Origin of the sequence: Micromonospora sp. NPDC020750 (assembly GCF_044334565.1) — a bacterium.
GTDB lineage: Bacteria > Actinomycetota > Actinomycetes > Mycobacteriales > Micromonosporaceae > Micromonospora.
On sequence record NZ_JBIRTH010000003.1, the window covers coordinates 571,530 to 594,210 of the forward strand.

General features: G+C 73.4%; 20 protein-coding genes. 5 read left to right on the plus strand and 15 right to left on the minus strand.

Annotated features, from left to right (window positions below; translation table 11 throughout):
- Positions 1 to 2 precede the first annotated feature (2 nt).
- A complete protein-coding gene (fabF, locus tag ACH4T9_RS13215; protein WP_396671295.1) occupies positions 3 to 1,229 on the plus strand; it encodes a beta-ketoacyl-ACP synthase II in 1,227 nt (408 codons plus the stop codon).
- 191 nt (positions 1,230 to 1,420) lie between these two features.
- On the opposite strand, the gene ACH4T9_RS13220 is transcribed toward fabF, so the two are convergent.
- The 5 genes from ACH4T9_RS13220 to ACH4T9_RS13240 all read right to left on the minus strand — a co-directional run bounded on the left by ACH4T9_RS13220 (position 1,421) and on the right by ACH4T9_RS13240 (position 4,332).
- The gene (locus ACH4T9_RS13220) at positions 1,421 to 2,341 is read right to left on the minus strand and encodes a phosphotransferase family protein (protein ID WP_396671296.1); all 921 of its coding nucleotides are present in this window, start codon (positions 2,339 to 2,341) and stop codon (positions 1,421 to 1,423) included.
- 58 nt (positions 2,342 to 2,399) lie between these two features.
- Positions 2,400 to 2,618, minus strand: a complete 219-nt coding sequence (locus ACH4T9_RS13225; protein ID WP_396671297.1) for a hypothetical protein — start codon at positions 2,616 to 2,618, stop codon at positions 2,400 to 2,402.
- Between the two features lie 151 nt (positions 2,619 to 2,769).
- Complete coding sequence (locus tag ACH4T9_RS13230; protein ID WP_396671298.1) at positions 2,770 to 3,210, minus strand: VOC family protein; 441 nt, start codon at positions 3,208 to 3,210, stop codon at positions 2,770 to 2,772.
- A 157-nt stretch (positions 3,211 to 3,367) separates the two neighbouring features.
- Positions 3,368 to 3,562 carry a DUF397 domain-containing protein gene (locus tag ACH4T9_RS13235; protein ID WP_396671299.1) on the minus strand — a complete coding sequence of 65 codons (195 nt, stop codon included), beginning with the start codon at positions 3,560 to 3,562 and terminating at the stop codon, positions 3,368 to 3,370.
- A complete protein-coding gene (locus ACH4T9_RS13240) occupies positions 3,559 to 4,332 on the minus strand; it encodes a Scr1 family TA system antitoxin-like transcriptional regulator (RefSeq protein ID WP_396671300.1) in 774 nt (257 codons plus the stop codon). The genes ACH4T9_RS13235 and ACH4T9_RS13240 overlap by 4 nt, the downstream gene beginning before the upstream one ends.
- A 630-nt stretch (positions 4,333 to 4,962) precedes the next feature.
- On the opposite strand from ACH4T9_RS13240, the gene ACH4T9_RS13245 reads away from it, so the two are divergent.
- Positions 4,963 to 5,259, plus strand: a complete 297-nt coding sequence (locus tag ACH4T9_RS13245; RefSeq protein ID WP_387025783.1) for a hypothetical protein — start codon at positions 4,963 to 4,965, stop codon at positions 5,257 to 5,259.
- 81 nt (positions 5,260 to 5,340) lie between these two features.
- Here the strand turns inward: ACH4T9_RS13245 and ACH4T9_RS13250 are convergent, their stop codons facing one another.
- From ACH4T9_RS13250 to ACH4T9_RS13285, 8 genes are all read right to left on the minus strand, one after another.
- Positions 5,341 to 6,270: an ROK family protein gene (locus tag ACH4T9_RS13250; RefSeq protein ID WP_396671301.1), complete on the minus strand. Its 930-nt coding sequence runs from the start codon at positions 6,268 to 6,270 to the stop codon at positions 5,341 to 5,343.
- 37 nt (positions 6,271 to 6,307) lie between these two features.
- Positions 6,308 to 7,765, minus strand: coding sequence for a lyase family protein (locus tag ACH4T9_RS13255; RefSeq protein ID WP_396671302.1), 1,458 nt, complete (start codon positions 7,763 to 7,765; stop codon positions 6,308 to 6,310).
- A 65-nt stretch (positions 7,766 to 7,830) separates the two neighbouring features.
- Entirely contained in the window at positions 7,831 to 8,784 is a 954-nt protein-coding gene (locus ACH4T9_RS13260) for an amidohydrolase family protein (RefSeq protein WP_396671303.1), read from the minus strand.
- Positions 8,781 to 9,785, minus strand: coding sequence for a creatininase family protein (locus tag ACH4T9_RS13265; protein ID WP_396671304.1), 1,005 nt, complete (start codon positions 9,783 to 9,785; stop codon positions 8,781 to 8,783). Before ACH4T9_RS13265 ends, ACH4T9_RS13260 begins: the two co-directional genes overlap by 4 nt.
- Positions 9,782 to 11,575, minus strand: a complete 1,794-nt coding sequence (locus ACH4T9_RS13270) for an ABC transporter permease (RefSeq protein ID WP_396671305.1) — start codon at positions 11,573 to 11,575, stop codon at positions 9,782 to 9,784. Before ACH4T9_RS13270 ends, ACH4T9_RS13265 begins: the two co-directional genes overlap by 4 nt.
- Positions 11,572 to 12,645, minus strand: a complete 1,074-nt coding sequence (locus tag ACH4T9_RS13275; RefSeq protein WP_387025794.1) for an ABC transporter ATP-binding protein — start codon at positions 12,643 to 12,645, stop codon at positions 11,572 to 11,574. Before ACH4T9_RS13275 ends, ACH4T9_RS13270 begins: the two co-directional genes overlap by 4 nt.
- A 179-nt stretch (positions 12,646 to 12,824) precedes the next feature.
- Entirely contained in the window at positions 12,825 to 13,886 is a 1,062-nt protein-coding gene (locus ACH4T9_RS13280) for an extracellular solute-binding protein (RefSeq protein WP_396671306.1), read from the minus strand.
- A gap of 37 nt (positions 13,887 to 13,923) precedes the next feature.
- A complete protein-coding gene (locus ACH4T9_RS13285; protein ID WP_396671307.1) occupies positions 13,924 to 15,087 on the minus strand; it encodes an ROK family protein in 1,164 nt (387 codons plus the stop codon).
- A gap of 412 nt (positions 15,088 to 15,499) precedes the next feature.
- Between ACH4T9_RS13285 and ACH4T9_RS13290 the strand changes: the two genes are divergently transcribed.
- Positions 15,500 to 18,184, plus strand: coding sequence for a sugar-binding protein (locus tag ACH4T9_RS13290; RefSeq protein ID WP_396671308.1), 2,685 nt, complete (start codon positions 15,500 to 15,502; stop codon positions 18,182 to 18,184).
- Positions 18,185 to 18,448: 264 nt separating this feature from the next.
- On the opposite strand, the gene ACH4T9_RS13295 is transcribed toward ACH4T9_RS13290, so the two are convergent.
- Both ACH4T9_RS13295 and ACH4T9_RS13300 read right to left on the minus strand, forming a co-directional pair.
- Entirely contained in the window at positions 18,449 to 20,185 is a 1,737-nt protein-coding gene (locus ACH4T9_RS13295) for a glycoside hydrolase family 3 protein (protein WP_396671309.1), read from the minus strand.
- Between the two features lie 107 nt (positions 20,186 to 20,292).
- Entirely contained in the window at positions 20,293 to 20,784 is a 492-nt protein-coding gene (locus ACH4T9_RS13300) for a DUF3145 domain-containing protein (protein ID WP_396671310.1), read from the minus strand.
- 390 nt (positions 20,785 to 21,174) lie between these two features.
- Here ACH4T9_RS13300 and ACH4T9_RS13305 point away from each other — a divergent pair, with 390 nt between their 5' ends.
- On the plus strand, positions 21,175 to 21,504 hold the full coding sequence (locus tag ACH4T9_RS13305) for a hypothetical protein (RefSeq protein ID WP_387025805.1): 330 nt from the start codon (positions 21,175 to 21,177) through the stop codon (positions 21,502 to 21,504).
- A 245-nt stretch (positions 21,505 to 21,749) separates the two neighbouring features.
- Positions 21,750 to 22,673: an alpha/beta fold hydrolase gene (locus ACH4T9_RS13310; RefSeq protein ID WP_396671311.1), complete on the plus strand. Its 924-nt coding sequence runs from the start codon at positions 21,750 to 21,752 to the stop codon at positions 22,671 to 22,673.
- Positions 22,674 to 22,681: the final 8 nt, after the last annotated feature.

A 22,681-nucleotide genomic window follows, 5' to 3' on the forward strand; every position in this document is an offset into this window, starting at 1 on the left:
TCATGGCTCGCTCCGACGTCGTCGTCACCGGGCTCGGCGCGACCACCCCGCTGGGCGGGGACGTCGCGTCGACCTGGGACGCCATGCTCGCCGGCCGCTCCGGGGTGGGTCCGCTCACCCAGGAGTGGGCCGCGCAACTTCCGGTCCGGATCGCCGCGCAGCTCGCCGTCGACCCGTCCGAGGTGCTGGACCGGGTCAAGCTGCGCCGGCTCGACCGCTCCGAGGCAATCGCGATCATCGCGGCCAGGCAGGCCTGGGCGGACGCGGGCCTGGCCGACTCCGGGTTGGACCCGGAGCGGCTGGCGGTCAGCGTCGGCTCGGGCATCGGCGGGGCCACCACCCTGCTCGCCCAGGACGACATCCTGGAGGCGTCCGGCCCTCGACGGGTGTCCCCGCACACCATCCCGATGCTGATGCCCAACGGTCCCGCCGCCTGGGTCGGGTTGGAGCTGGGCGCGAAGGCCGGGGTGCACACGGTGGCCAGCGCCTGCGCCACCGGCGCGGAGGCCATCTCGCTCGGTCTGGACATCATCCGCTCCGGCCGGGCCGACGTGGTGATGGCCGGCGGCACCGAGGCGGTCATCCACCCGCTGCCGATCGCCGGGTTCGCCTCGATGCGGGCGATGTCCACCCGCAACGACGAGCCCGAGCGGGCCTCCCGGCCGTGGGACACCGGGCGGGACGGCTTCGTCCTCGGCGAGGGCGCGGGCGTGCTGGTCCTGGAGCGGGCCGAGCATGCCGCCGCCCGGGGCGCCCGGGTGTACGCGCGGCTGGCCGGCTCCGGGATCACCTCCGACGCGTACGACATCGTGCAGCCGCACGCGGAGGGCGAGGGCGCGATCCGGGCGATCGCGAAGGCGGTCGCGGACGCCGGCGTCGCGAAGAGTGACATCGTGCATGTCAACGCGCACGCCACCTCGACGCCGGTCGGGGACATGCTGGAGATCGGGGCGCTGCGCGCAGCGCTCGGCGATCATCCGGTGCTCACCGCCACCAAGTCCATGACCGGCCACCTGCTCGGTGCGGCCGGCGCGTTGGAGTCGATCGCCACCATCCTGGCCATCCGCGACGGTGTCATCCCCCCGACGATCAACCTGGACGACCCGGAAGCCGGCCTCGATCTGGACGTGGTCGCCCACAAGGCACGGCACATGGAGATCCCCGCCGCGCTGAACAACGCGTTCGGCTTCGGCGGGCACAACGTGGCTCTCGTCTTCACCCGGCCCTGAGTCTCCAGGGCCTGAAGGCGGATCTGTCCGGACGACGCGGCCGGCATCGAGGCGGGGCACGACCTGACCGCGACGATGCCGGCCGCGTCGTCCTGCCCGGCCTGGGCCAGGAGCGGGACGGCGTGGTCCGGCCCGGGTCCGCCGAGGCGCAGACGGTGCGGGGGTGCCAGAAATGGGCTGGTGCCGTTGGTTCAGCGGAGCCGGTCGAGCGCGGCCTGCAGGAACGTGTCTCGGCGTTCATTCAGTATCGCGGCAGTCAGGTCGTGCCTGGCCTGGTCGTGGATGACGGGGGTGAACACGGCAAGGTCCCCCGGCTGGTTGAGCGCCGCGACTGCGTCCCAGTAGGCGAGGTTCTCAGCCTGCTTACCGCTGGCCTCCTCCCATCCGGCGAGGACCGGCTCGGCCGCTTGCTGCCCGAACATCAGCACCGCATCCAGGCGCAGCGAACACAGGTCGATGCCGTGATGGCCCACGCCGGCCATGTCCCAGTCGAGCAGACCGCAAAGCCTGTCACCGTCCCACATCATGTTTCCCTGCCAGAGGTCGCCATGCACGAGTGCCGTCTTGCCCTCTGGCACCGGCCACCTCGCAATCAGGGCGTCCGCGGCTGCCAACAACGGTGTGGTGTGGTTGGTTCCCAGCCGCCGTTCTCCCGCGAAGTCGCTGGCCGGGATCGGGCGGGTGCGCGTCGGCAGCTCTGGTGACGGCTCCGCGGTGATGGCGTGCAGGGCTGCGGCCGCCGCGCCCATGGCACGCAGCCGTTCCGGGGTGGGCTCGATCGGGATCGCGCTGCGCCCCCGCACGACGGTCTCCAACACCGCCCGCGTCCCGGCAGAACTGCCGGTGGCATCAAACCCGAGAATCCGCGGTGCCGGGATGCGCCGTTCGTCGGCCAATCGCAGCGCGGCGATCTCGGTGGCCAAGCCGCCGCAATCGTCGGGCCGCGCAGTCTTCAGTACCGCCTCGATCGTCCTACCCTCGTGCTCGATCTGCAGGGACCAGGGGTTGCCACCTTCCCGCAGTCCCTTCGCCGCCACGACCGACGCGCCATGGCCTATGAGGCCGGCCGCCCAAGCGAGCACGACCTCGGCCGGCTTCCTCGACGCCGTCACGTCCGGAGCCTATGTGGTCACCAGCGGGAGTGCGGGACGGAATCCTGCTGCCACCGGGTCAGGCTCGGTTGCGGGGGTGCTGCCGCGCGGCGCGTTCGTTGCCCCGGCGGTAGTTGCCGGTCCACCGGGCCATCACCAGTTGCGGGTCGCCGTCGACCTCGGCGAGGAACTCCGCCGCCCGGCCGCCCCGCAGCGTGCCGGCCACCCGTCCGTGGTGCGTGATCACCACCGACCCGTCCGCTCGCTGGGCGTACGCGAAACCCTGTGCTTCTCCCATGCCCGGCACGCTCTCACCCCGCCCTCACCCCCCGCACCCGATTTAGCCCGGACGCCGCGACAGATCTTGGTAGGAAACGGCCCCTCCAGGGGCCGAAATCTTCCGTAATCTGTCGCGGCGCGGCGCGGGCGGGCGGGAGGGAGGGGAGCGGCTAGTCGGGGCTTGTCTCGGCGAGGATTCCGGTGCCCTGGCCGAGCTCGATGAGGTAGCCGTCAGGGTCGCGCAAATAGCACCGGATCTCCACGCCGTGGTCCTTCGGCTCGGTGAGGAACTGTCCGCCGCGCGAGCGCCACAGCTCGTAGACGGCGTGCACGTCGGTCACCCGGACGTTGAGCGCGCTGTGGAGCAGGTTCGGGTCCGTCGGCGCCTGAGCGAGGACGGTCGGCTTGTCGTCGGTCGGGCCGCCCTCGTCGTTGATCACGAGGTAGCTGTTGTGCAGCCGGAGGATGGCGGGCTGGCGCTCCCGTACCACCGTCGCGCCGAGCACCGTCCGGTAGAACTCACGCGAGCGCTCCACGTCCCGCACGATCAACAGGTGGGTGAGCACCATGCCGTGTTCCGGCTGGAAGTAGTCCGGGGCCTCGTTCGTCACTGCCGCCTCCCTCGGGATGGCCCGTCGGGTACCCGCATGCGGCCACGGCACACCTGCAACGCCTGGTCACGCCCGTCAACGGACAGCTTTGAGGAGACTCGGCAGGCGGCCAGGACCCGCCGCCTGCCGGACCAGGTGCCCCACCGAATCAGGCGCCCTACCGGGCGGGGGTGCGGAGACCGGTGACGAAGGTCCGCCAGGCGGAGGGGGCGAAGGTGAGGGTGCCGGCGTCGCGGGCCTTGGAGTCGCGGACCAGCACGACACCGGGCAGGTTGTCGGCGACCTCGACGCAATTGCCGCCGTTGGTGTTGCTGCGGGTGGCGGTGCGCCAGCGGGGGTGGGGGGTGCTCACAGCTCGTTCACCTGCTTCAGAATCAGGTCTCTGGACTGGTCGCGGGGCAGGGCGACCGCACGCACAGCTTCCCACGCCCGCTCCAGCGCGGAAACCTGCTTCGGGTCGGCGACCACCCGCCCCTCCAACTGGTCCTCCAGGAAGGCCAGATGCTCGCCGCCGGCCGCCTCGGCGAGGGTGAACGCGCCGGACTGGCCGATGTAGGGGCCCGCGCCGTACGGCACGACGTGCACCAGCACCCGGGTCCGCAGACCGACCTCGGCGAGGTGCAGGAGCTGCTCCTTCATCGCGGTCGGGTCGCCCCGGCGCAGCGCCGCCTCGTCGATCACGAACGTGGTCAGCGGCGGCTCGGGGCGGTCGAGCAGCGCCTGGCGTTCCAGCCGGAAGGCGACGTGCTCGTCCACCTTGTCGGGCACGAGCAGGCCGCTGGCGAGGGCAGCGCGGGCGTACGCCTCGGTCTGCAACAGCCCCGGGATGATGACCGGCTCGAAGCAACGCAGCGAGGTGGCCTCCCGCTCCACCTCCGCCCACGGCCGGAACCAGCGGGGCTGGGCGTCCCGGCGGGCCTCGGCGGCCATCCGGCCAATCAGCTCCCCGGTCTCCAGCAGCTCGTCGAGCCGGCGGGCGGTGTCCGGGTGCGGGATGCGCCGCCCCGTCTCGAACATCGCGATCAGCGAGCCGGAGACGTGCACCGCCTCACCGGTCTGGTCCTGGGTCAGTTTCCGCTTGCCCCGCGCGTGCTTCATGACCAGGGCGAGATACGCGCTCACTCCTCACTCCCCCTCACTATTGGTGGGTCGACGGTCACGCTGAGCGCCGTACCCCTGGTGATCCTCCTTTCTGGGGGCGGCCGAGTCCAGGGTGGAAGCACGCGATCCGGCCGGTGGAGGCGACGCCCGGCGACCGGATCCGCGCGGGGCCGCCCCGCTTCCCCCTTGCGGGGCGGCCCCTCCCCCGACCGGCGAGGAGGCGACAGACGTGGGACATCACCGACGCAGCAGGGGACGCGGCCGACCTGGGCGGCACTGCGCCTGCCGGGCCTGCCAACTCATCCGCGCAGACCGGAGCAGCCCCGCGCCAGCACGAGCGGACCAGGGCGACACGGCCCCGCCGCACACGGACCAGGGCGACACGGCCCCGCCGCACACGGACCAGGGCGACACGGCCCCGCCGCGCGCGGACCGGGACGACGGGGTTCCACCCCGCGCGGACCGGAGCGACGCCGGCCCGCTCCGGACAGAGCGGGCACCCGGCGGCCCGGGGCACCCGGCGCGGGGGCTGGTCCCGGCCGCCGTCGTCCTGGGCTTCGACCCGCTCAGTGGCGGCGTCGCGGGGTGGGGCGGGCCGCCGGCACACCCCCGGGCCGCCGCCGGCCCGCCGACAGTTCCGGCCGTACGCCGATGACCGACACCCGGCCGCACCCGCCGCTGCGCCCGCTGTGGCTGTGCCGGGTGTGCCTGGCCCCGTGGCCCTGCCCACCGGCCCGGGACGCCCTGCTGGTCGCGTACGCCGGGGACCGGGTCGGCCTGTGCCTGTTCCTGGCCTGGCAGATGTTCGACGCCGACGCCGACCTGCGGGCGCTGCACCCGGCCGACCCGCCGCCGCCCACCGAGCTGTTCCGCCGGTTCCTGCGATGGACACGCCGCCCGACCCCGGGGGCTTCCACCCAACCGGGCCGGGCGGACAGGCCGGGCTGAGCGGACCGGCGGTTCCGGGTGCGGTTGTTGCGGCCCTGGCCACAACAACCGCACCCGGAGGGCACCGCCCCGCGAGCGGGGTCAGTGGGAAGCCGGGACCGCCTCGCGGGCCAGGACGACCGCGCCGAGCAGCGCGGCGTCGTCGGCGAAGCCGGAGAGCACCACGTCCGGCCGGTACGGCAGCACGGCGGCCAGCCGCTCGACCAGCAGGCCGCGGATCAGCTCACTGCCGGCCACCCCGCCCACCAGCACCACCCGCTGCGGGTCGAGCAGCAGGCAGCAGGTGACCAGGTGGCGGGCCAGCTCGTCGACCCGGGCCGTCAGCGCGTCCCGGGCCGGGCCGGGACGCTCGGCGGCGGCGGCCAGCCCGACGGCCGTCCCCGGAACCCCGAGTTCGTCGGCGAGCCGGTCCAGCGCCCGGCCGGAGAAGTCCAGCTCCAGCATGGTGCCGGGCCACGGGCCGCCCGCCACGGCGTACCCGATCTCGCCGGCCGCGCCGTGGTGCCCGGCCAGCACCGACCCGCGCACGGTGAGCGCCGCCGCGACCCCGGTGCCGAGGCCGACGACCAGGCCGGGGTCGGCGTCGCGGAGCGCGCCGAAGCGCAGCTCGGCGAGGGCGGCGGCGTTCAGGTCGTTGTCGACCGCCACCGCCGGCACACCGAACCGGTCGCGGACCGCATCGGCCAGCCGGAGCCGGTCCCAGCCGGGCACGTTCGGGGCCAGATCTATGCCGTCGGGCCGGACCACCCCGGGCGAGGCGATCCCGGCCGCCGCGACCGGGCCGCCGACCTCCCCCACCAGCTTCGCGGCCAGGTCCAGCGCGCGGTCCAGGGCCTGCGGGGCACCCTGTTCGGCGTGCGTCGGCACGCGCTCGCAGGCCAGCAGCCGGCCCTCGCCGTCGGCCACCCCGACGGCCATCTTGGTGCCGCCGAAGTCGATGCCGAGCAGCACGGGCGCGTCACCGGCCACCGGCGCGGGCTGGGCGACCCGCCCGGCCAGCCGCACGCTCACAGTTCAGTCCCCTCGATCGGGTCCGCGACGCCCGCGCTCATCGGGCCGCTCGCTCGGCGGCCACGGCGTCCAGCGCCTCGTCGGCCCGGGCCAGCCGGTCCCGCACGGCGGCCAGCCGGCCGGCCACGGTGTCGAAGGTGCCGCGCAGCACGGTCACCTGGGCCCGGACGGCGTACGCGCCGGGGCCGTCGACCTGGGCCCGGTCGAGCACCAACTCGGGGCGGACGGCGGCGGCGATCAGGTCGCCGATCGCGTCGTCGTCGAGCCGGTCGGTGATCTGATCGGCCGCCGCCCGGACGCCCTCGGGGGTCCAGGTGTCCGGCGCACCGCCCCGGACCAGCCGGCCGACCACCGAGTGGGCGGCCCGGAACGGCACCCCGTGCCGGGTCAGCGCGTCCGCGGCGGCCGTGGTGGTGGCCCCGGAGGCGACGATCTCCTCCCGCGACGGCGGCTCCAGCGGCTCGATCTCGGCGAGGAAGCCGCCGAGCAGGGCGAAGAACCGATCGGTACGGTCGTTGCTGTCCCACAGCCGCACCTGCACGTCGGTGGTGGCGTTGTTGGAGTCCTCCCACCAGGCCGCGCCCACGTTGTTGAGCACGCTCGCGGCGTCGGCGGCGGTGGCCCCGGCCATCGACACCAGGTGCTCCAGCACCACCGGGTTGCGCTTCTGCGGCATGATGCTGCTGCCCTGGGTGAAGTCGCCCGGGGTGGTCACCCAGCGCCAGGTCAGCCAGTCCATCAGGGTGCGGGCCAGCCGCGCCCCGGTGGCCAGGGCCTGCGCGTTGAGGGTGCCGACCCGGACCAGGTGGTCGGCGCCGGCCACCGCCTCGTACGAGTTGGTGACCAGGCCGCCGAAGCCGAGCAGTTCGGCCACCCGGGCGGGGGCGATGTCCAGGTCGGTGCCGGCGAACGCGCAGGAGCCCAGCGGCGAGGTGTTCAGCTGGTCGATCAGGTCGGCGTACGCGACGGCCTCGCCGGCCAGGGCCTCGGCGTACCCGGCGAGGGCGTGACCGATGGTGGTCGGCTGGGCCGGGCGGCGGTGGGTGTAGCCGGTGATGACCACGTCGGCGTACCGGTCGGCGGAGGCCAGGGCGGTGGCCCCGGCGGCGAGCACCCGGTCGAGCACCCCGAGGAGTTGGTCGCGCAGCAGCATCCGGAACACCCCGGCGTCGAGGTCGTTGCGGCTGCGCGCCATCTGCACGTCCAGCTCGGACGTGGGAATGCCGCACGCCTCGGCGATCCGCTTCTCCATGAGGTAGTACGTGTCCTCGAAGCTGCCGTCGAAGGCGGGCGCGGGGCCCGTGTCGGTGCGCAACTCCGCCAGCCCGCGCAGCAGCCGGGCGCCCCGCGCGGCGGGGATCAGCCCCTGCTCGGTCAGCATGACCACGTGCGCCTGGCTGGCCCGCACCATCGCCGGGTAGAGGTACCCGACGTGGTGGTCGTATGTCGGCCGCAGGTGGTGCCGCTGGTAGGTGGTCAGCGCGGGTGTGCTCATCAGGAGTCTCTGCTTCCTTCCAGGCCGGGTGCGGCGCTGTTCGCCGCGCCCGGACGTCAGCCGGTCTACTCGTGCACGCCGAGCAGGCGCTCGGCGTTCCCGGCGAAGATCGCGCCCAGGTGGTCGTCGGGCAGGCCCAGCTCCCGGCAGATCCGGAGCTGGTCGTCGAGGTAGCGGGTGACGTACCCGCGCGGGAACCACGACGAGTCGCTGCCGTACACGATCCGGTGCGGGCCGATGGTCTCGTAGCAGCGCCGGAACAGCTCCTCCAGCGTGAGCTTGTACGGCATCCAGCGCACCCACTGATTGGAACCCGACGTGTCGACGTGGATGTTCGGGCAGCCCCAGGCGGCGAAGAGCAGGTCCTGCACGTGCTGGACGCCGAAGTGCGGCACCACCACGGCCAGCTCGGGGAAGCGGCGGGCCATCCGGGCCAGCTCGTCCGGGCCGCCGTACCGGCCGTGGGACAGGCCGCCGGCGCTGCCGTAGTGCCCGATGTGGATCAGCACCGGCACGCCGAGCCGCTGGGCGGTGGACCAGAGCGGGTCCAGGTCGGCGTGGTCGAGGGGCCCGCGCAGCAGCGGGGCGAACAGTTTCAGCCCGCGCAGGCCGCGCTCGGTCACCGCGCGGTCCAGCTCGCCGGCCGCGTCGGGGCCGTACGGGTCGTGGTGGGCGAAGCCGAGCAGCAGGTCCGGGTGCCGGTCGACGACGTCGGCGACGGTGTCGTTGCCGCCGCCGGTGACGAAGACGGCCCGGCGGATGTTCACCCGGCGCAGCTCCCCGGCCCACCGGTCCGCCTCGTCCTGCCAGCGCTCGGCCGGGGGCTCCGGGTCCGGGAAGGCCCAGGCCTGCCGCCACTGCCGGGCGTACGGGGCGGAGCCGGCGGCCCGGACGGCCCGCTCGTGCTCCCCGCCGGGGTGCATCCCGGCGGCGTGCTCACACGCCTGGATGGTCGAGTCCGCACCGATGCGGAAGTGCAGGTGGAAGTCGACGATGTCGAGTCCCCGGTCGACGGTCACGATGCCCCCTCGGTCGGTTCGTCCTCGGTCGGTTCGCGGGCCGGCGACGGCGCGGGGTCACCGGCCGGGTCCGGCAGCGGGTCGGCGGTGGGCGGGGCGGGCGGCGGGGCGGCCACCCAGGCGGCGACGACCTCGCGCAGCCGCGTCCCGGCCAGCTCCCGCACCCGCCGGCCGGCGGGCTCGTCGGCCAGCGAGATGTGCCCGGACCAGCCCTGCCACGGGTCGGGCCGGGACTCCACCAGCACGTACGGGTGGGTCACCGGCAGCTTCGGCTTCGGCGGCAGGTCGTCGACCGCGCCGAGCCGGACCGCGCCGGGGTCGAACCCGAGCACCCCGGAGGTCTCGTACGCCCCGCCGTGCCCGCGCGAGACCAGCGGGCCGTACAGCTCGGTGGTCTCGGCGGGGGTGACGAGCTGGAACCAGTTGACCAGCAGCAGGCTGGCGGTGCGCCGCCCGGAGACCCACTCCATCGCGGCCCGGACGGTGGACATGTTGGCGTCGTGCCCGTTGACGATGAGCAGCCGGGGGAAGCCCGCCGCGACGATGCCCTCGATCACGTCGGCCAGGTAGCCGACCGCGATCTCGGGCCGGATCGCCACGGTGCCGGGCCAGGGCCGGGTCTGGCCGGGGCAGGCGGCGTACGGCACGGCGGGGAAGAGCACCCCGCGCGGGCCCGCCGCCGGCCGGTCCTCGGCCGGGGTCGCGGCCTCGTCCGGGGTCCCGCCGCCGGACGAGGCCGCGTCGACTCCGGCCGCCGGGGCGGGGCCGGTCGCGCCGGAGCGGGTCGCGCTCTCGGCGGCGAAGCCCTCGGCGAGGATCAGGTCGGTGCCCAGCGGCAGGTGCGGGCCGTGCCACTCGACCGCGCCGACGGGCAGCACCGCGAAGTCCGCCGCCCCGGCGACCGCCGCCAACTCTCCGCCGGGGACCCGGGCGACCGGGACCAGCCCGCCGTGGGCGAGCCAGGCGGCCACGTGGTCGCCGCCGGGGGTCACGTCCGTCACGCCGTCCACTTCGCCGCCTCCCGGCTGGACCGCCGGCCGCCTTCCAGCCGGCCGGAGACCACCATCACCACGAAGATCAGAACCACCTGGAGCATGCCGTACGCGGCGGCGGTGCCGACCTCGAACGAGTACATCCGGTTGTTGATCTCCACCGAGATCGGCGCGGTGTCCGAGGTGTAGATGAGCACCGAGGCGACGAACTCGCCGACGCCGTGCACGAAGGCGAGCAGCGAGCCGGCCAGCACGCCCGGCAGCATCAGCCGCAGGGTGACCGTGCCGAACGCCCGCCACCAGGACGCGCCGAGGTTGCGGGCGGCCTCCTCCAGTGACGGGTCGAGCTGCGCCAGGGCGGCCGAGCTGGACCGGAACACCAGCGGCAGGAACCGCACGAAGTACGCCAGCGGCATGATCCAGAAGGTGCCGATCAGCACCTGGCCGAAGCTGAACGCGTTGCCGGTGCTGAACGCCGAGATCAGGTTGATCGCCACCACCGTGCCGGGCAGCGCCCAGGCCAGCATGACCGCCACGTCCAGCAGCCCCCGGCCACGGAAGTTCAGCCGGCGCACCGCGTACGCGATGAGCACGCCGACCACGACGCAGGCGACGGTCGCGATCAGGCTCATCTGGAGCGAGTTCAGGATCGGCTGGAACGCCCGGGGCTCGGAGAAGATCGTGACGAAGTTCTGCATGGTGTACTGCGCCGGGATCACCTCGGTGGTCCACGAGCCGTCCTCGGAGAACGCCACCAGGGCGATGGTCGCCACCGGGGCCAGCAGCACGGCCGTGGCCAGCAGCGACGCGGTCAGGGCGAGCCACTTGCCCAACGGGTTGGTGATCTCGCGCCGGTGCGCGGCGACGCCCTTGGACTGGGAGCGGTAGCTGCGCCGCCCCTCGTACCAGCGCATGCCGAGCAGGAACAGCACCGAGACGACGCCGAGCACGGAGGCGTACGTGGAGGCCATCGGCAGGTCGCCGTTGGTGCGGTTGATGTAGATCTGCATGGTCATCGTCTGGTCCACCCCGAACAGCAGCGGGGCGGTGTACGACGCCAGCGAGGTCATGAACACCAGCAGCGACGCGGAGACCAGCGCCGGGGTGAGCATCGGCAGCAGCACCGTGCGCCAGACCCGGACCCGGCCGGCCCCCAGGTTGTACGCCGCCTCCTCCACCGACGGGTCCATCCCGCCGAGCGCCGCCGAGGCGGACAGGTAGAAGTACGGGTACATGGTGAACGTGTGCACCACCAGCACCCCGGCGATGCCGCTGAACGGCAGCACCGGGTTCTCCGCGCCGAAGAGCTGCTGGAGGCCGCGCGGCAGGATGCCGGTCTCGCTGTAGAGGAGCTGGAAGGAGATCGCCCCGATCAGCGGCGGCAGGGCCGCCGGCACCAGGATGATCGCCTCGATCAGCTTGCGCCCGGGGAACGAGAAGCGCTTGAGCAGGAACGCCATCGCCACGCCGACGATCCCGCAGAGCAGCACGCTGGCCGCGGAGATGATCAGTGAGGTGAACAGGGAGGACCGGGCCACCCCGTCGCTGGTGAGGAAGCTGCCGTAGTTCTCCACCCCGTCCACGCCGACGCTCTCGGCGAAGGTGGCGAACATCGGCTGCACCACGTACCCGAACAGCACCAGCGCGAGCGGGAAGACCAGCACGTACGGGAACCAGCGGGAGCCGGTGCCACCGGCGAACCGGGCGGCGAGCCGGCGGCGCGGGCCCGGCGGCGGCGTCGGGTCCTTCGTCACCGGAGCGACGGTGGCCGGGGTGGGGGTCGCGGGGATGGTGCTCACGGGCGCACCACCCACATCCGCTCGCGGTTGAGCAGCAGCCCGACCTGGTCGCCGACGGCGATCCCGGTGGGCACCTCGACGGCCGCCACCTGCACCTGCTCACCGGCGGTGTCGACGACCAGGTTGGTGGCCATGCCGGTGAACTCCAGGTCGACGATCCGGCCGGGCAGCGCCCCCGGGTCGGTGGTCGAGGTGAGGCCGATGTGCTCGGGGCGCACGGACACCAGGGCGGTCTCCCCCTGGCTCAGGCCGTGGTCGGCCGGCGCGGGGACGACGATCTCCCCGCCGCCGGGCAGCCCCACCGTGAGGGTCTCCGCCGTGGCGCCGAGCACCGGCAGGGTGAGCACGTTGCTGCGGCCGATGAACCGGGCCACGAAGCTGGTGGCCGGGCGGTGGTAGATCTCCTGCGGGGCGCCGATCTGCTGCACCCGGCCGGACTGCATGACCGCGATCCGGTCCGACATGGCCATCGCCTCGGCCTGGTCGTGGGTGACGTAGATGCCGGTGGTGCCGGCTTCCTTCTGGATCCGGCGGATCTCCGTCCGGGTCTCCTCGCGCAGCTTGGCGTCGAGGTTGGACAGCGGCTCGTCCAACAGCAGGGTCTTCGGCCGGATGACCAGGGCGCGGGCCAGCGCCACCCGCTGCTGCTGGCCGCCGGACAGCTCGTCGATGCGCCGGTCGCCGTACCCGGCGAGGTGCACCTGGCCGAGTGCCTCCTCGACCCGCCGCCTCGACTCGGCCCGGTTGACCTTGCGGATCTTCAGCCCGTACGCGACGTTCTGCGCGACGCTCATGTGCGGGAAGAGCGCGTAGTTCTGGAACACCATGCCGGTGTCGCGCTTGTTCGGCGGGCGCCGGGTGACGTCCTCCGTGCCGAACCGGATCCGGCCCGAGGTGGGGAAGTAGAACCCGGCCACCATGCGCAGGGTGGTGGTCTTGCCGCAGCCGCTCGGACCGAGCAGGGTGAAGAACTCCCCGGCGGCGATGGTGATGTCGACGTCGTCCACGGCTGCGGTGTCGCCGCCGCGCGCGAAGCGCTTGCTCACCGACTCCAGCGTGACATCGATCATGATGCCTTTCTCCTTCTGCGGTACCGGACCGGGGTCGGTCGTGTGACGGGTGGGCGGTGGACCGGAGGACGGGCACCTGACGCCTCCGGCGGGAAGGGCTCCCCTCCGCACACCGTCCGGGCGCCCCGTGAACGGGCGACGCCGGGGGCGGGAACCTCCCCGCCCCCGGCGTCTGCTGGTCAGCCCTTGTTCTTGATCTGGCTGTTCCAGTGGTTGATCCACTCGGTCTCGTTCTTGCCGATCACGTCCCAGTTGACGTCCAGCGGCTTGAGGTTGAGCTGGGCCAGCCACTCCGGCTTCTCGGCGATGTCCACGGCCGGGATCTGGAAGTAGTCCTTGGCCAGGTCGGCGCGGAGCTTGTCGTCGAAGAGGAACTCCATGAACTTCTGCGCGCCGGTGGTGTTGCCGCCCTTGACCGTGGCGATGCCGTCGACCAGCACCGGGGCGCCGGAGGCCGGCATCACGTAGCCGAACGGCATGTTCGACTGGTTGGCCTGGAGCAGGACGTCCTGGAGGTTCCAGGCGCTGAGCGTGCCCTGCTGGCGGGAGAGCTTGAGGTACAGGTCGGCCGGGTTGGCCGCGTACGAGCCGGTGTTGGCGTCGAGCTTCTTCAGCCAGTCGTAGCCGGGCTGCGGGTTGCTGCCGTCCGGGGACTGCCGCATGATCATCGCGGAGTAGATCGACCGCATGGTGCCGGACGCGGCCACGTCCCGAATGATGATCTTGTCCTTCCACTCCGGCTTCAGCAGGTCGTCCCAGTCCTTCGGGGCCTGCTCCGGGGTGAGCGCCTTGTTGTTGTACATGATGACCTCGGGCAGCAGGATCTCCCCGAACCAGCGGCCCTCGGCGTCCTTGTACTTGGCGTCCATCTTGCTGGCGAACGCCGGCTGCCAGCCGGTCAGCAGGTCCTCGGACGCGCCGGCGGAGAGCCCCTGCTGGGTGCCGCCCCACCAGACGTCGGCCTGCGGGTTGGCCTTCTCCGCCCGGACCCGCTCCAGGATCTCCTGCGCGCCCAGGTTGAGGATCTCGACCTTGCCCTTGTACTCGGGGTACTTCGCCGTGAACTGGTCCACGACGAAGGTCGAGACCTTCTTGTCGCGGGCCGTGTAGATGGTGAGCTTCTCGGCGCTCGCGCCGCCGGACGCGCCACCAGCCGCGTCGTCGTCACCGCCGCCACCACAGGCGGTGCCGGCGGCGAGGACGGTGGCGAGCGCACCGGCGAGGAGAAGACGACGTCTCATGGGGTACCTCCGAGGGGAATAAGGGGAAACTCGTGGGTCAGGGACTGGAGAGCAGGATCGGCAGGCCGGCCGCGGCGGCGGAGAGCGCGTAGCTGACCGCGCCGTGCAGCACGGCCCGGTCACCGAGCACCGCACGGCGGACCTCGGTGACGCTCGGCGCGGCGGCGTCGACCAGCGACTGGATCCGGTCGACGGCCTGGTCGTCGAGCTGGGCGGCGGCCCCGCTGAGCAGCACCCGACCGGGGTCGATGACGCAGACGCAGGAGACGATCAGCCGGGACCAGGCGGTCAGCACCTCGTCCAGGTACGCGGCGGCCCGCTCGTCGGCGCCGGCCAGCGCGACCAGGGCGGCCACCGGCGCGTCCGGCCGACGCCCGGGGGCCAGGGCCACCACCCGTTCGGCGATGGCGTTCTCCGACCAGCGGGCCTCGAACGGGCCGATACCGTCGTGGCCCCGGTCGGCCGGGTCCAACGGCAGGAATCCGACCTCGCCGGCGGCCCCGCCCGCGCCCCGGCGGACCTGGCCGTCGAGCACCAGGCCGGCGCCGATGCCGTCGGCGACGTGCAGCAGCAGCAGGTCGGCGACGTCGCTGCCGGCACCGGCCGCGTGCTCGCCGGCCGCCATCAGGTTGACGTCGTTGTCCACCACCACCGGCACCCCGAGGTGCCGCTGCACCGACTCCCCTATCGGCCGGCCCTCGACGAGGCCGACCGAGGGGGCCAGCCGGACCGCCCCGCCGGAGGAGACGCCGGGCGCGGCGATGGCCACCCCGCGCAGCGCCGGCAGGCCGTCGCCGGCCAGCTCGGGGACCGAGCGGCAGATGGTGTCGATGATGTCGCCGGTCAGCCGGACGGCCCGGTGGGCGACCACGGTGCCGTCACTGTCGGCGATCTCGCAGCTGATCCGGGACGGCTCCAGCGAGACGGCGGCGACCAGTTCGGCGCGCGGGTTGAACTCCAGCATCGCCCGGGGGCGGCCGGAGCGGGACGCCCCGGGCCCCCGCTCGATGAGGTACCCCTCGGCGATCAGCTCGCGCACGAGCGGGGTGAGCGTGGCGGGACTCAAGCCGGTGAGCTCGGTCAGCTCGGCGCGCGAGAGCAGCCGAACCTGGCGGGCGGTGGAGATCACGGACAACCGCTTGATCTCCTTCGACCGCTCCCGGCTCACCGGGCTCGTTGGTGGCGTCACCACGTCAGTCACACTTCCTTCCTACGGCGAACGAACTATGGAGTCAAGTAACGAAACCGTCTCGGGTTTCGGCGAACCCCTCCGCGAGCAGGGGAAACGTCCCCCTTTGGCACTGCAGTCGGGTTGGGCGCATGCGGCCACGCAGGCACTGATGGGGGCAGTTCGGACGCACTTTCTTTCTTTCGCAAAGAAAGAAAGACCTTGCAAAGCATTGACTGGCCGCCGCGCCGGTCCTTAGCGTCACCGGGCGAAGGCCTTCCAGTGTGTACGGACCACCGTGCCGCTGCTGTACCCGGTGACCCTGCGCCCGTCGGCGCCCACCGTCCCGTCCTCCACTCGCCGTCCGATCACGACACCCGCGTCGACGCCCCGCGTCCGACGACGGTGGTCGCTGCCCGGACCTCGTAGTTCCGGAAGGATCTGCATGCGAATCAAGGCGTTCCTGCTACCCACGGCGCTCGCCCTGGCCCTGTCCGGGGTGCCCACCGCCGCTCTCGCCTCCCCCGCCGCCGCCGACGCCGTCGACCTCGACGTTCTCTTCGTCAGCGCCCACCCCGACGACGAGGCGGGCAGCCTCGCCACCCTCGGCCAGTGGAAGGAGCGCTACGGCGCCAAGGCCGGCGTCGTCACCATCACCCGGGGCGAGGGCGGCGGCAACGCCGTCGGCCTCGAGGAGGGCCCGCCGCTCGGCATCATCCGGGAGCGCGAGGAGCGCACCGCGATCGGCAAGGCCGGCGTGAAGAACCTCTACAACCTCGACCGCGTCGACTTCTGGTACACCGCCTCCGCCCCGCTGTCCGAGCAGATCTGGGGGCACGACGACACCCTGGCGCAGATCGTCCGGGTGATCCGGCAGACCCGGCCCGAGATCATCATGACGATGAACCCGTCGCCGACCCCGGGCAACCACGGCAACCACCAGCAGGCCGCCCGGTTCGCCGCCGAGGCGTTCCAGGCCGCCGCCGACCCGGCCGCGTTCCCCGAGCAGATCAGCAAGGAGAAGCTGAAGCCGTTCCGGGCGGCGAAGTTCATGCGCTCCGGGGGCACCGGCACCTCGGCCGCCGGGCCGCAGTGCGCCACCAGCTTCGTACCCACCGTGCCGACCGACCAGGTCTTCGGCGTCTGGGAGGGCACCCAGAGCACCACCGGCAAGACCTGGGCCGCGATCGAGGTCGACGCCCGCCGGGAGTACGTCACCCAGGGCTGGGCCAACAGCGCCGACGCCTCCACCGACCCGACCAAGATCCGCTGCGACTTCTACACCCTGATCGACAGCCGCGTCCCGTACGACCCGGCGGACACCTCCCCCGAGGCGATCCTGCGCGGCTCCGTGCTGCCGAACACGGCCGGCGGCCTGCCCAAGGGCTCCGAGCTGTACCTCACCACCGACCGGTTCGACCTCGCCCCCGGCGAGACCGTCAAGGTCACCGCGCACGTGCGAGCGCCCCGGGACCGGGCACTGGCCGCGCCGCGGATCGACCTGCGGCTGCCGCAGGGCTGGACCGCCAAGGGCTCCGGGGCGCTGAACAACGCCGTACCGGCCGGCAAGGAGCGGACCAGGACGTTCACCGTCACCGTGCCGGCGAACGCCGACACCAGCCAGCAGCAGCTCATCGGCGCGACCCTGACCACCCGCCAGGGCGTCGGCCGCACCGACCGGGCCGTCCGGGTCGTCGCCGACGTGCGCGGCACCCTGGAGCCGCTGGAGGAGGTCGGGGTGTTCCGGCAGTGGGCCAGCGAGGGCGGATACCCGCAGCTCGACACCCTGATCAAGCCGGTGCTCACCGTCGGCTCCGGCAAGAGCCGGCCGGTCCGGATCGACCTGCGCAACCACGGCGAGGCCGCCCAGAGCGGCACCGTCACCCTCGGCCTGCCCGCCGGCTTCACCGCCGACGCCACGACGAAGAGCTACACCGACCTGGCCCCCGGCGCGACCGGGGCGGTCACCTTCACCGTCACCGCCGACGCCAGCCTGCCGACCGCCAACGAGGGCGGCACGGGCGGCGACTACGGCATCACCATCACCACCACCAGCAACGCCGGGAGTGCCGTGGAGACCGGCGCCCTGGAGGTCATGCCGACCACCACGGTGCCGCAGGCCGGCCATGACCACGCCGTCGACGGCGTGGCCTCCCCCGGCGAGTACCCCGGCGAGGAGCTGGACTTCTCCCGCATCTGGGAGGGGCAGGCCACCACCCCGCAGGACGCCTCGGCAAAGGGCCGCATCGCCTGGACCGCCGACGCGCTGAAGGTGTACGTGCAGGTCACCGACGACGTGCTCGGCACGAAGGTCGTCCCGGAGGACTGCAAGCGGCAGCGCCGCACCGACAGCGTGGAGATCATCGTCGACCCGAAGGGGAACTCGGCGGACACCTCCACCGTGTTCAAGGCCGGCATCTTCCCGATCACCGACGACCCGGCCAACGGCAACCCGCCGTGCTGGCAGCGCGACGCCGACAACCGGCAGGGACCGGGCGCCACCACCGCGCCGGGGATGACCGTGGTCAGCAAGGTCACCAGCCCGTACGCGGGCTACACCATCGAGACGAGCATCCCGTTCGCGGTGCTGCCCGACGCGGTGGACCCGGCCCGGATGGGCTTCAACGTGCTGGTCTACGACTCGGACACCCAGGACCTCAGCTCCCAGTCCCGGCTGGGCTGGTCCACCTTCACCGGCGTCCGGGCCGACCCGTACCGCTACGGCCTGGCCACCCTGCCCGGCTACACGCCGGCGCAGCAGCAGCCCAGCGCCCCGGTGTTCCCGGACACCTCCGCCCGCAGCGTGCACAGCCCGCAGACCATCGCCCAGTCGGCGGTGGACGGGGTGGCCCCGGCCTCCGTGGCCAAGCTGCCCGAGAAGGCGCTGCGGCTGACCGACCAGCGCCGGGTGGCCGGCGGGGTGCTGGTCACCCTGCGGGCCGACCGGACCGGTACGGCGTACCTGTACGCCTGGAACGGCACCACCGCACTCGGTGACAAGAAGGTCGAACTGACCGCCGGCCGCGCGGTGACCGTCGTGGTCCCGGTCGCCTCGGGCCGGCCCAGCGCCCTGCTGGCCGCGTTCGAGTCGAACGGCTCGGCCCTGGCCAGCAAGCTCCCCCTGAGCTGACGTACCAACCGGGGCCTGTCGGCGACGCATCCGCGTCGCCGACAGGCCCCGCGCCTTGCGCCCCACCCCGCCCTACGCCCCGGCCCTACGCCCCGCCCTACGCCCCCGCGCAAATTCTCGGAAAGAGTGGCCTTTCGGCGCTTCATGACCACGAATTCCCAGAATTTGCGCGGCCTGGGGGGCGGGGGGCGGGGGGCGGAGGTCCGCCAGGGGGGCGGCCTGGGGGCGGTGGAGGCGCGCGATCCGGATGCCGCGCCCCTCGGGTCAGTTGCCGCAGGCCGTGGCGGGCAGACCGGAGACCGGCACCGGGGATCGCCCGGCCGGGCGGGCCTTGCCGGCGAGCACGCTCGCCAGCGCGGTCATCGATGCCCGGCCGGAGGAGTACGTGGCCAGCAGCGTCGGCGACTTCGCCTTCGCCAGCAGGTACGGGGTGTCCATCGCCACGGTCACCGCGGCGTCGGCGCTGAGGTCGGCCGAGCCGTCGCCGTACCCGACGAGGTGCACCCTCGTGCCGCCGCTCGGGACCACCTTCACCCCGGCGGCGGTGAGCGCCTCGGTCAGCAGGGCCCGGGTCTTCTCCCGCCCCCCGGAGGAGGTGACGGTGACCGGGCCGCGCACCCCGGTCGCGCAGGAGCCGCGCAGCACGGTCACCGCGCCGGCCGCCAGCGCGTCCGCGGCCTGCCGGTGCGCGGGGCTGTTCAGCGTGGACATCGCCGGGGCGGGCGTGTCGGCCAGGGTGAACTTCATGGTCAGCACCCGGGTGACCGCCTCGACCAGCCGGTCCCGGGGCAGCGAGCCGTCGCGCAGCGCGGCGAGCAGCCCGTCGTACGCCTGGGTGACGTTCGGGGGCATCAGGATCAGGTCGTTGCCGGCCTTGAGCGCCCGCACCGCCGCCTCCCCCGGCGCCCAGCGCTTGGCCGGGGGCATGTTCATCCCGTCGGTGACCACGACGCCCTTGAACCCGAGCTGACCGCGCAGCACGTCGGTGAGGACCTTGCGCGAGAAGGTGGCCGGGGTGCCGGGGTCGATGGCGGTGACGTCGAGGTGGGCGGACATCACCGCGAGTGCACCGGCGTCGATCCCGGCGGTGAACGGCGGGAACGCGGTGCCGTCGAGCACCTTGCGGCTCTGCGGGATCACCGGGACGTCCTTGTGCGAGTCGGTGGCGCTCAGGCCGTGCCCGGGGAAGTGCTTGACGCTGGCCGCCACCCCGGCGCTCTGCAACCCCCTGACCGCGCCGGCGACCTGCGCCGAGGCCCGCTTCGGGTCTGCGCCGAAGGACCGTGAGCCGATCACCGTGCTGCGGGTGACCAGCACGTCGGCGACCGGGGCGAAGTCCATGTTGATCCCCATCGCGGCCAGCTCGGCGCCGGCGGCCCGCCACGCCGCCTCGGTCAGCGCCGGGTCGCCGGCCGCCCCGGCGGCCATCGGGCTGGGCAGCAGGGTCACGCCGTCGGTGATCCGGGTGACGATGCCGTGCTCCTGGTCGGTGCCGACCAGGAAGGGCGCGGCGGCGGTGGGGAGCTTTCCGGCTGCCTCGCGCAGGCCGGTGGTCAGCTCGTGAACCTGCTTCGGGCTGTCGACGTTGGTGGTGGCCTGGTTGCCGGCGGTCGGGTCGTCGGCGCTGAAGCCGACCAGGATCAGCCCGCCCAGCCGGTACTTCGCGACCATCTCCGCCGGGGTGGCCACCCCCGCGAGGGACCGGTTGCCGGCGGCGGAGCCGTCCGAGACCTTCGTCGCCGAGCTGCCGTACGCGTACGGCATCAGCACCTGGCCGACCAGGTCCTCGTCGGCGAGGGTGCCGACCAGGGCGGCGGCCCGGGCGGCCGGGTCGGCGGCGGCGGGCGGGCCACCGGACGCGGTCGGTTCCGCCCCGGCCGTGCTGGCCGACGGCGTGGGACGGGGCCGGTCCGGCTCCCCCGAGCATCCGGTAACGAGCACAGCGGTCAGGGCGGCGAGCGCGACGCCGGCACGTCGCGGGGTAATCGACACGCGGACCATCCCACCAGTTCACCCGTTATCAGGGCAACTTGACCTGGTCAAACATCACCCTGGTCGGGCGCGCGTGGGGCCGGCGCCACCCCCACCGGACGCGCGGCGGGCGCGGGTCAGCCGACCCGGGTGAGCAGGGTCACCGGCGCGCCGTCGCCGGCGTACCGGTAAGGCTCGAGCTCGGCGTCCCACGCGGTGCCGAGCGCCTTGTCGAGGGCGTGCGCCAGGGCCTCCGGGGCACGGGCTGCGGCCATGATGGCGCGCAGCCGGTCCTCGCCCAGCTGGATGTCGCCGGCCGCGCCGACGGCGGCCCGGAACAGTCCCCGGCCCGGGACGTACATGAAGCGCTCGCCGTCGACGCCCGCGCTCGGTTCCTCGGTCACCTCGAAACGGATCATGGGCCACTGCCGGAGGGCAGCAGCCAGCTCGGCGCCCGTCCCCGGGCGACCGGTCCACCCGCACTCGGCGCGACGGGCGCCGGGGTCGACGGGCTGAGCCGTCCACTGCAGGTTGACCGGCGCGGCAAGGACGCGCGCGATCGCCCACTCGACGTGCGAGCACACGGCGAGCGGGGTCGAGTGGACGTATACGACGCCACGCGTTGGCACGGTGACCTCCCGGAGAGCGAGGTGCGTCTTCCCCTACGACCTCGACCACCCGAGTGGCTGTTGCAACACATGATGACTGCTGTGGCGGATGGTGCGCCAGTGAATCGGGGAATTCGCCGGAACAGGCGCTCGGATCCACCCCGGCCCGGGCTGGCCGGAGCGGCCGTCCCGGGTCGGCGGCGAGCGGTCCGACCCGGCGGAATGCCGGGCCGGCGTCCGTGGTTGTGCCCTTCGGACAGGCACGGTGACCAGCCAGGCATCGCGGTCGTGTAAAGTTCTCTCGGCGGCTTGTGCCGCGCACAACTTCGGCGGACCGAGGCTCATTCCGAGCGTCACCCGTCACAGCCCCCGGACGTTACCGTCCTCCCGTACGTCTCAAGGAGTACCTCCGTGGCGAGCAACACCTCTAAGACCGCGCGCGCGTCAGTCCGGGCCGGCCAGGCAGGCCAGGGTGGCGCCCTCAGCGTGCTGGGCGAGTTCAAGTACGTCATCCCGCTCAACGGCGGCAAGCACGCCTACGTGCGCAACCTGACCAACGGCAAGACCGCGCACCTGCGCACCGACTCCGAGGCCTTCGTCGAGGAGATCCGGGTGCTGGCCGCCGCCGGCCACGCCGCCAAGATCCGGGCCGAGCTGAACAACCTCGCGGCCACCCACCCGGACCACGGCTGGGACGCCACCGAGAAGCGCCTCGCCGAGGCCGGCGTCTTCGGCGGCTGAGCCCGCCCACCGCGACACCAGGAACCGCCCGTCGGGTCTACCCGGCGGGCGGTTCGTCGTCTCCGCCTCCGCTCACGGCAGGCAGTCACCTCCCGTCCACGGCAGGCGTCACCTCCCACCCACCGCAGCCGGCCGGCTGACCTCCTTCCCCTGGGAGGGTTGGCGTGGTGTCATGACGGGTAGCCGGTGTTACCGCCGGGTCACCCGATGGTGAAATTCTCGCGGCGGCCCGAGGGGAGGCGGCGATGCCAAAGCAGACCGAGGTACGGCTCGCCGACGACGTGCGGCTGCACGTCGAGGTGTCCGGGCCGGCGGACGCCGAGGTCACCGCGCTCCTGCTGCACGGCTGGACGCTGGACGGGCGGAGCTGGCACCGGCAACTCGCCGAGGTCCGCGAGCGGTTCGGCGGCCGGGTCCGGGTGGTGACCTACGACGCCCGGGGACACGGCCGGTCGAGCTGCATGGCGCTGCGCACCGCCACCCTCGCCCAGCTCGGCGACGACCTGGTCGCCGTGCTCGACGCGGTGGCCCCGACCGGGCCCGTGGTGCTGGTCGGGCACTCGATGGGCGGCATGACGATCATGGAGTACGCACACCGCCACCCCCGGCACTTCGCAGCCCGCACGGCCGGGCTGGTCTTCGTCTCGACCACGGCCGAGGGGCACACCCACACCGCCTACGGCCTCTCCCCGCGCATCGCCCGGCTGATCCGGCTGGCCGAGACCGCCGGAGCCGGGGTGCTGGCCCGCTGCGGCGCGTGGCGCCCGCCCCGGGCGCTGCTGCGGGCCCTGCGGCCCAGCATCCGCTGGATGCTCTTCGGCGACCGCTGCGACCCCACCGACATCCGGCTGGTCACCTCGGCGGTGGCCCGCGCCTCGCTGCGCTCGATCGGCGGCTTCCGGGCCTCGATCGGGACGCAGCACCGGCTGGACACCCTCGCCGCGCTGGCCCGCCTCCCGGCGGCGGCGCTGGTCGGCGACCGGGACCGGCTCACCCCGCCGCCGTGCGCCGAGTCGATCGCGGCGGCGCTGCCGGCGACCGAGCTGACCGTCTGTCCGGGCGCCGGGCACATGCTGATGATGGAGCGGCCGGGCCAGGTGAACGCCGCCGTGGCCGGCGTGCTGCACCGGGTCCTGGCGGGCGCGCCGCACACGGCTTCCCCGGCCTGACCGGAGCC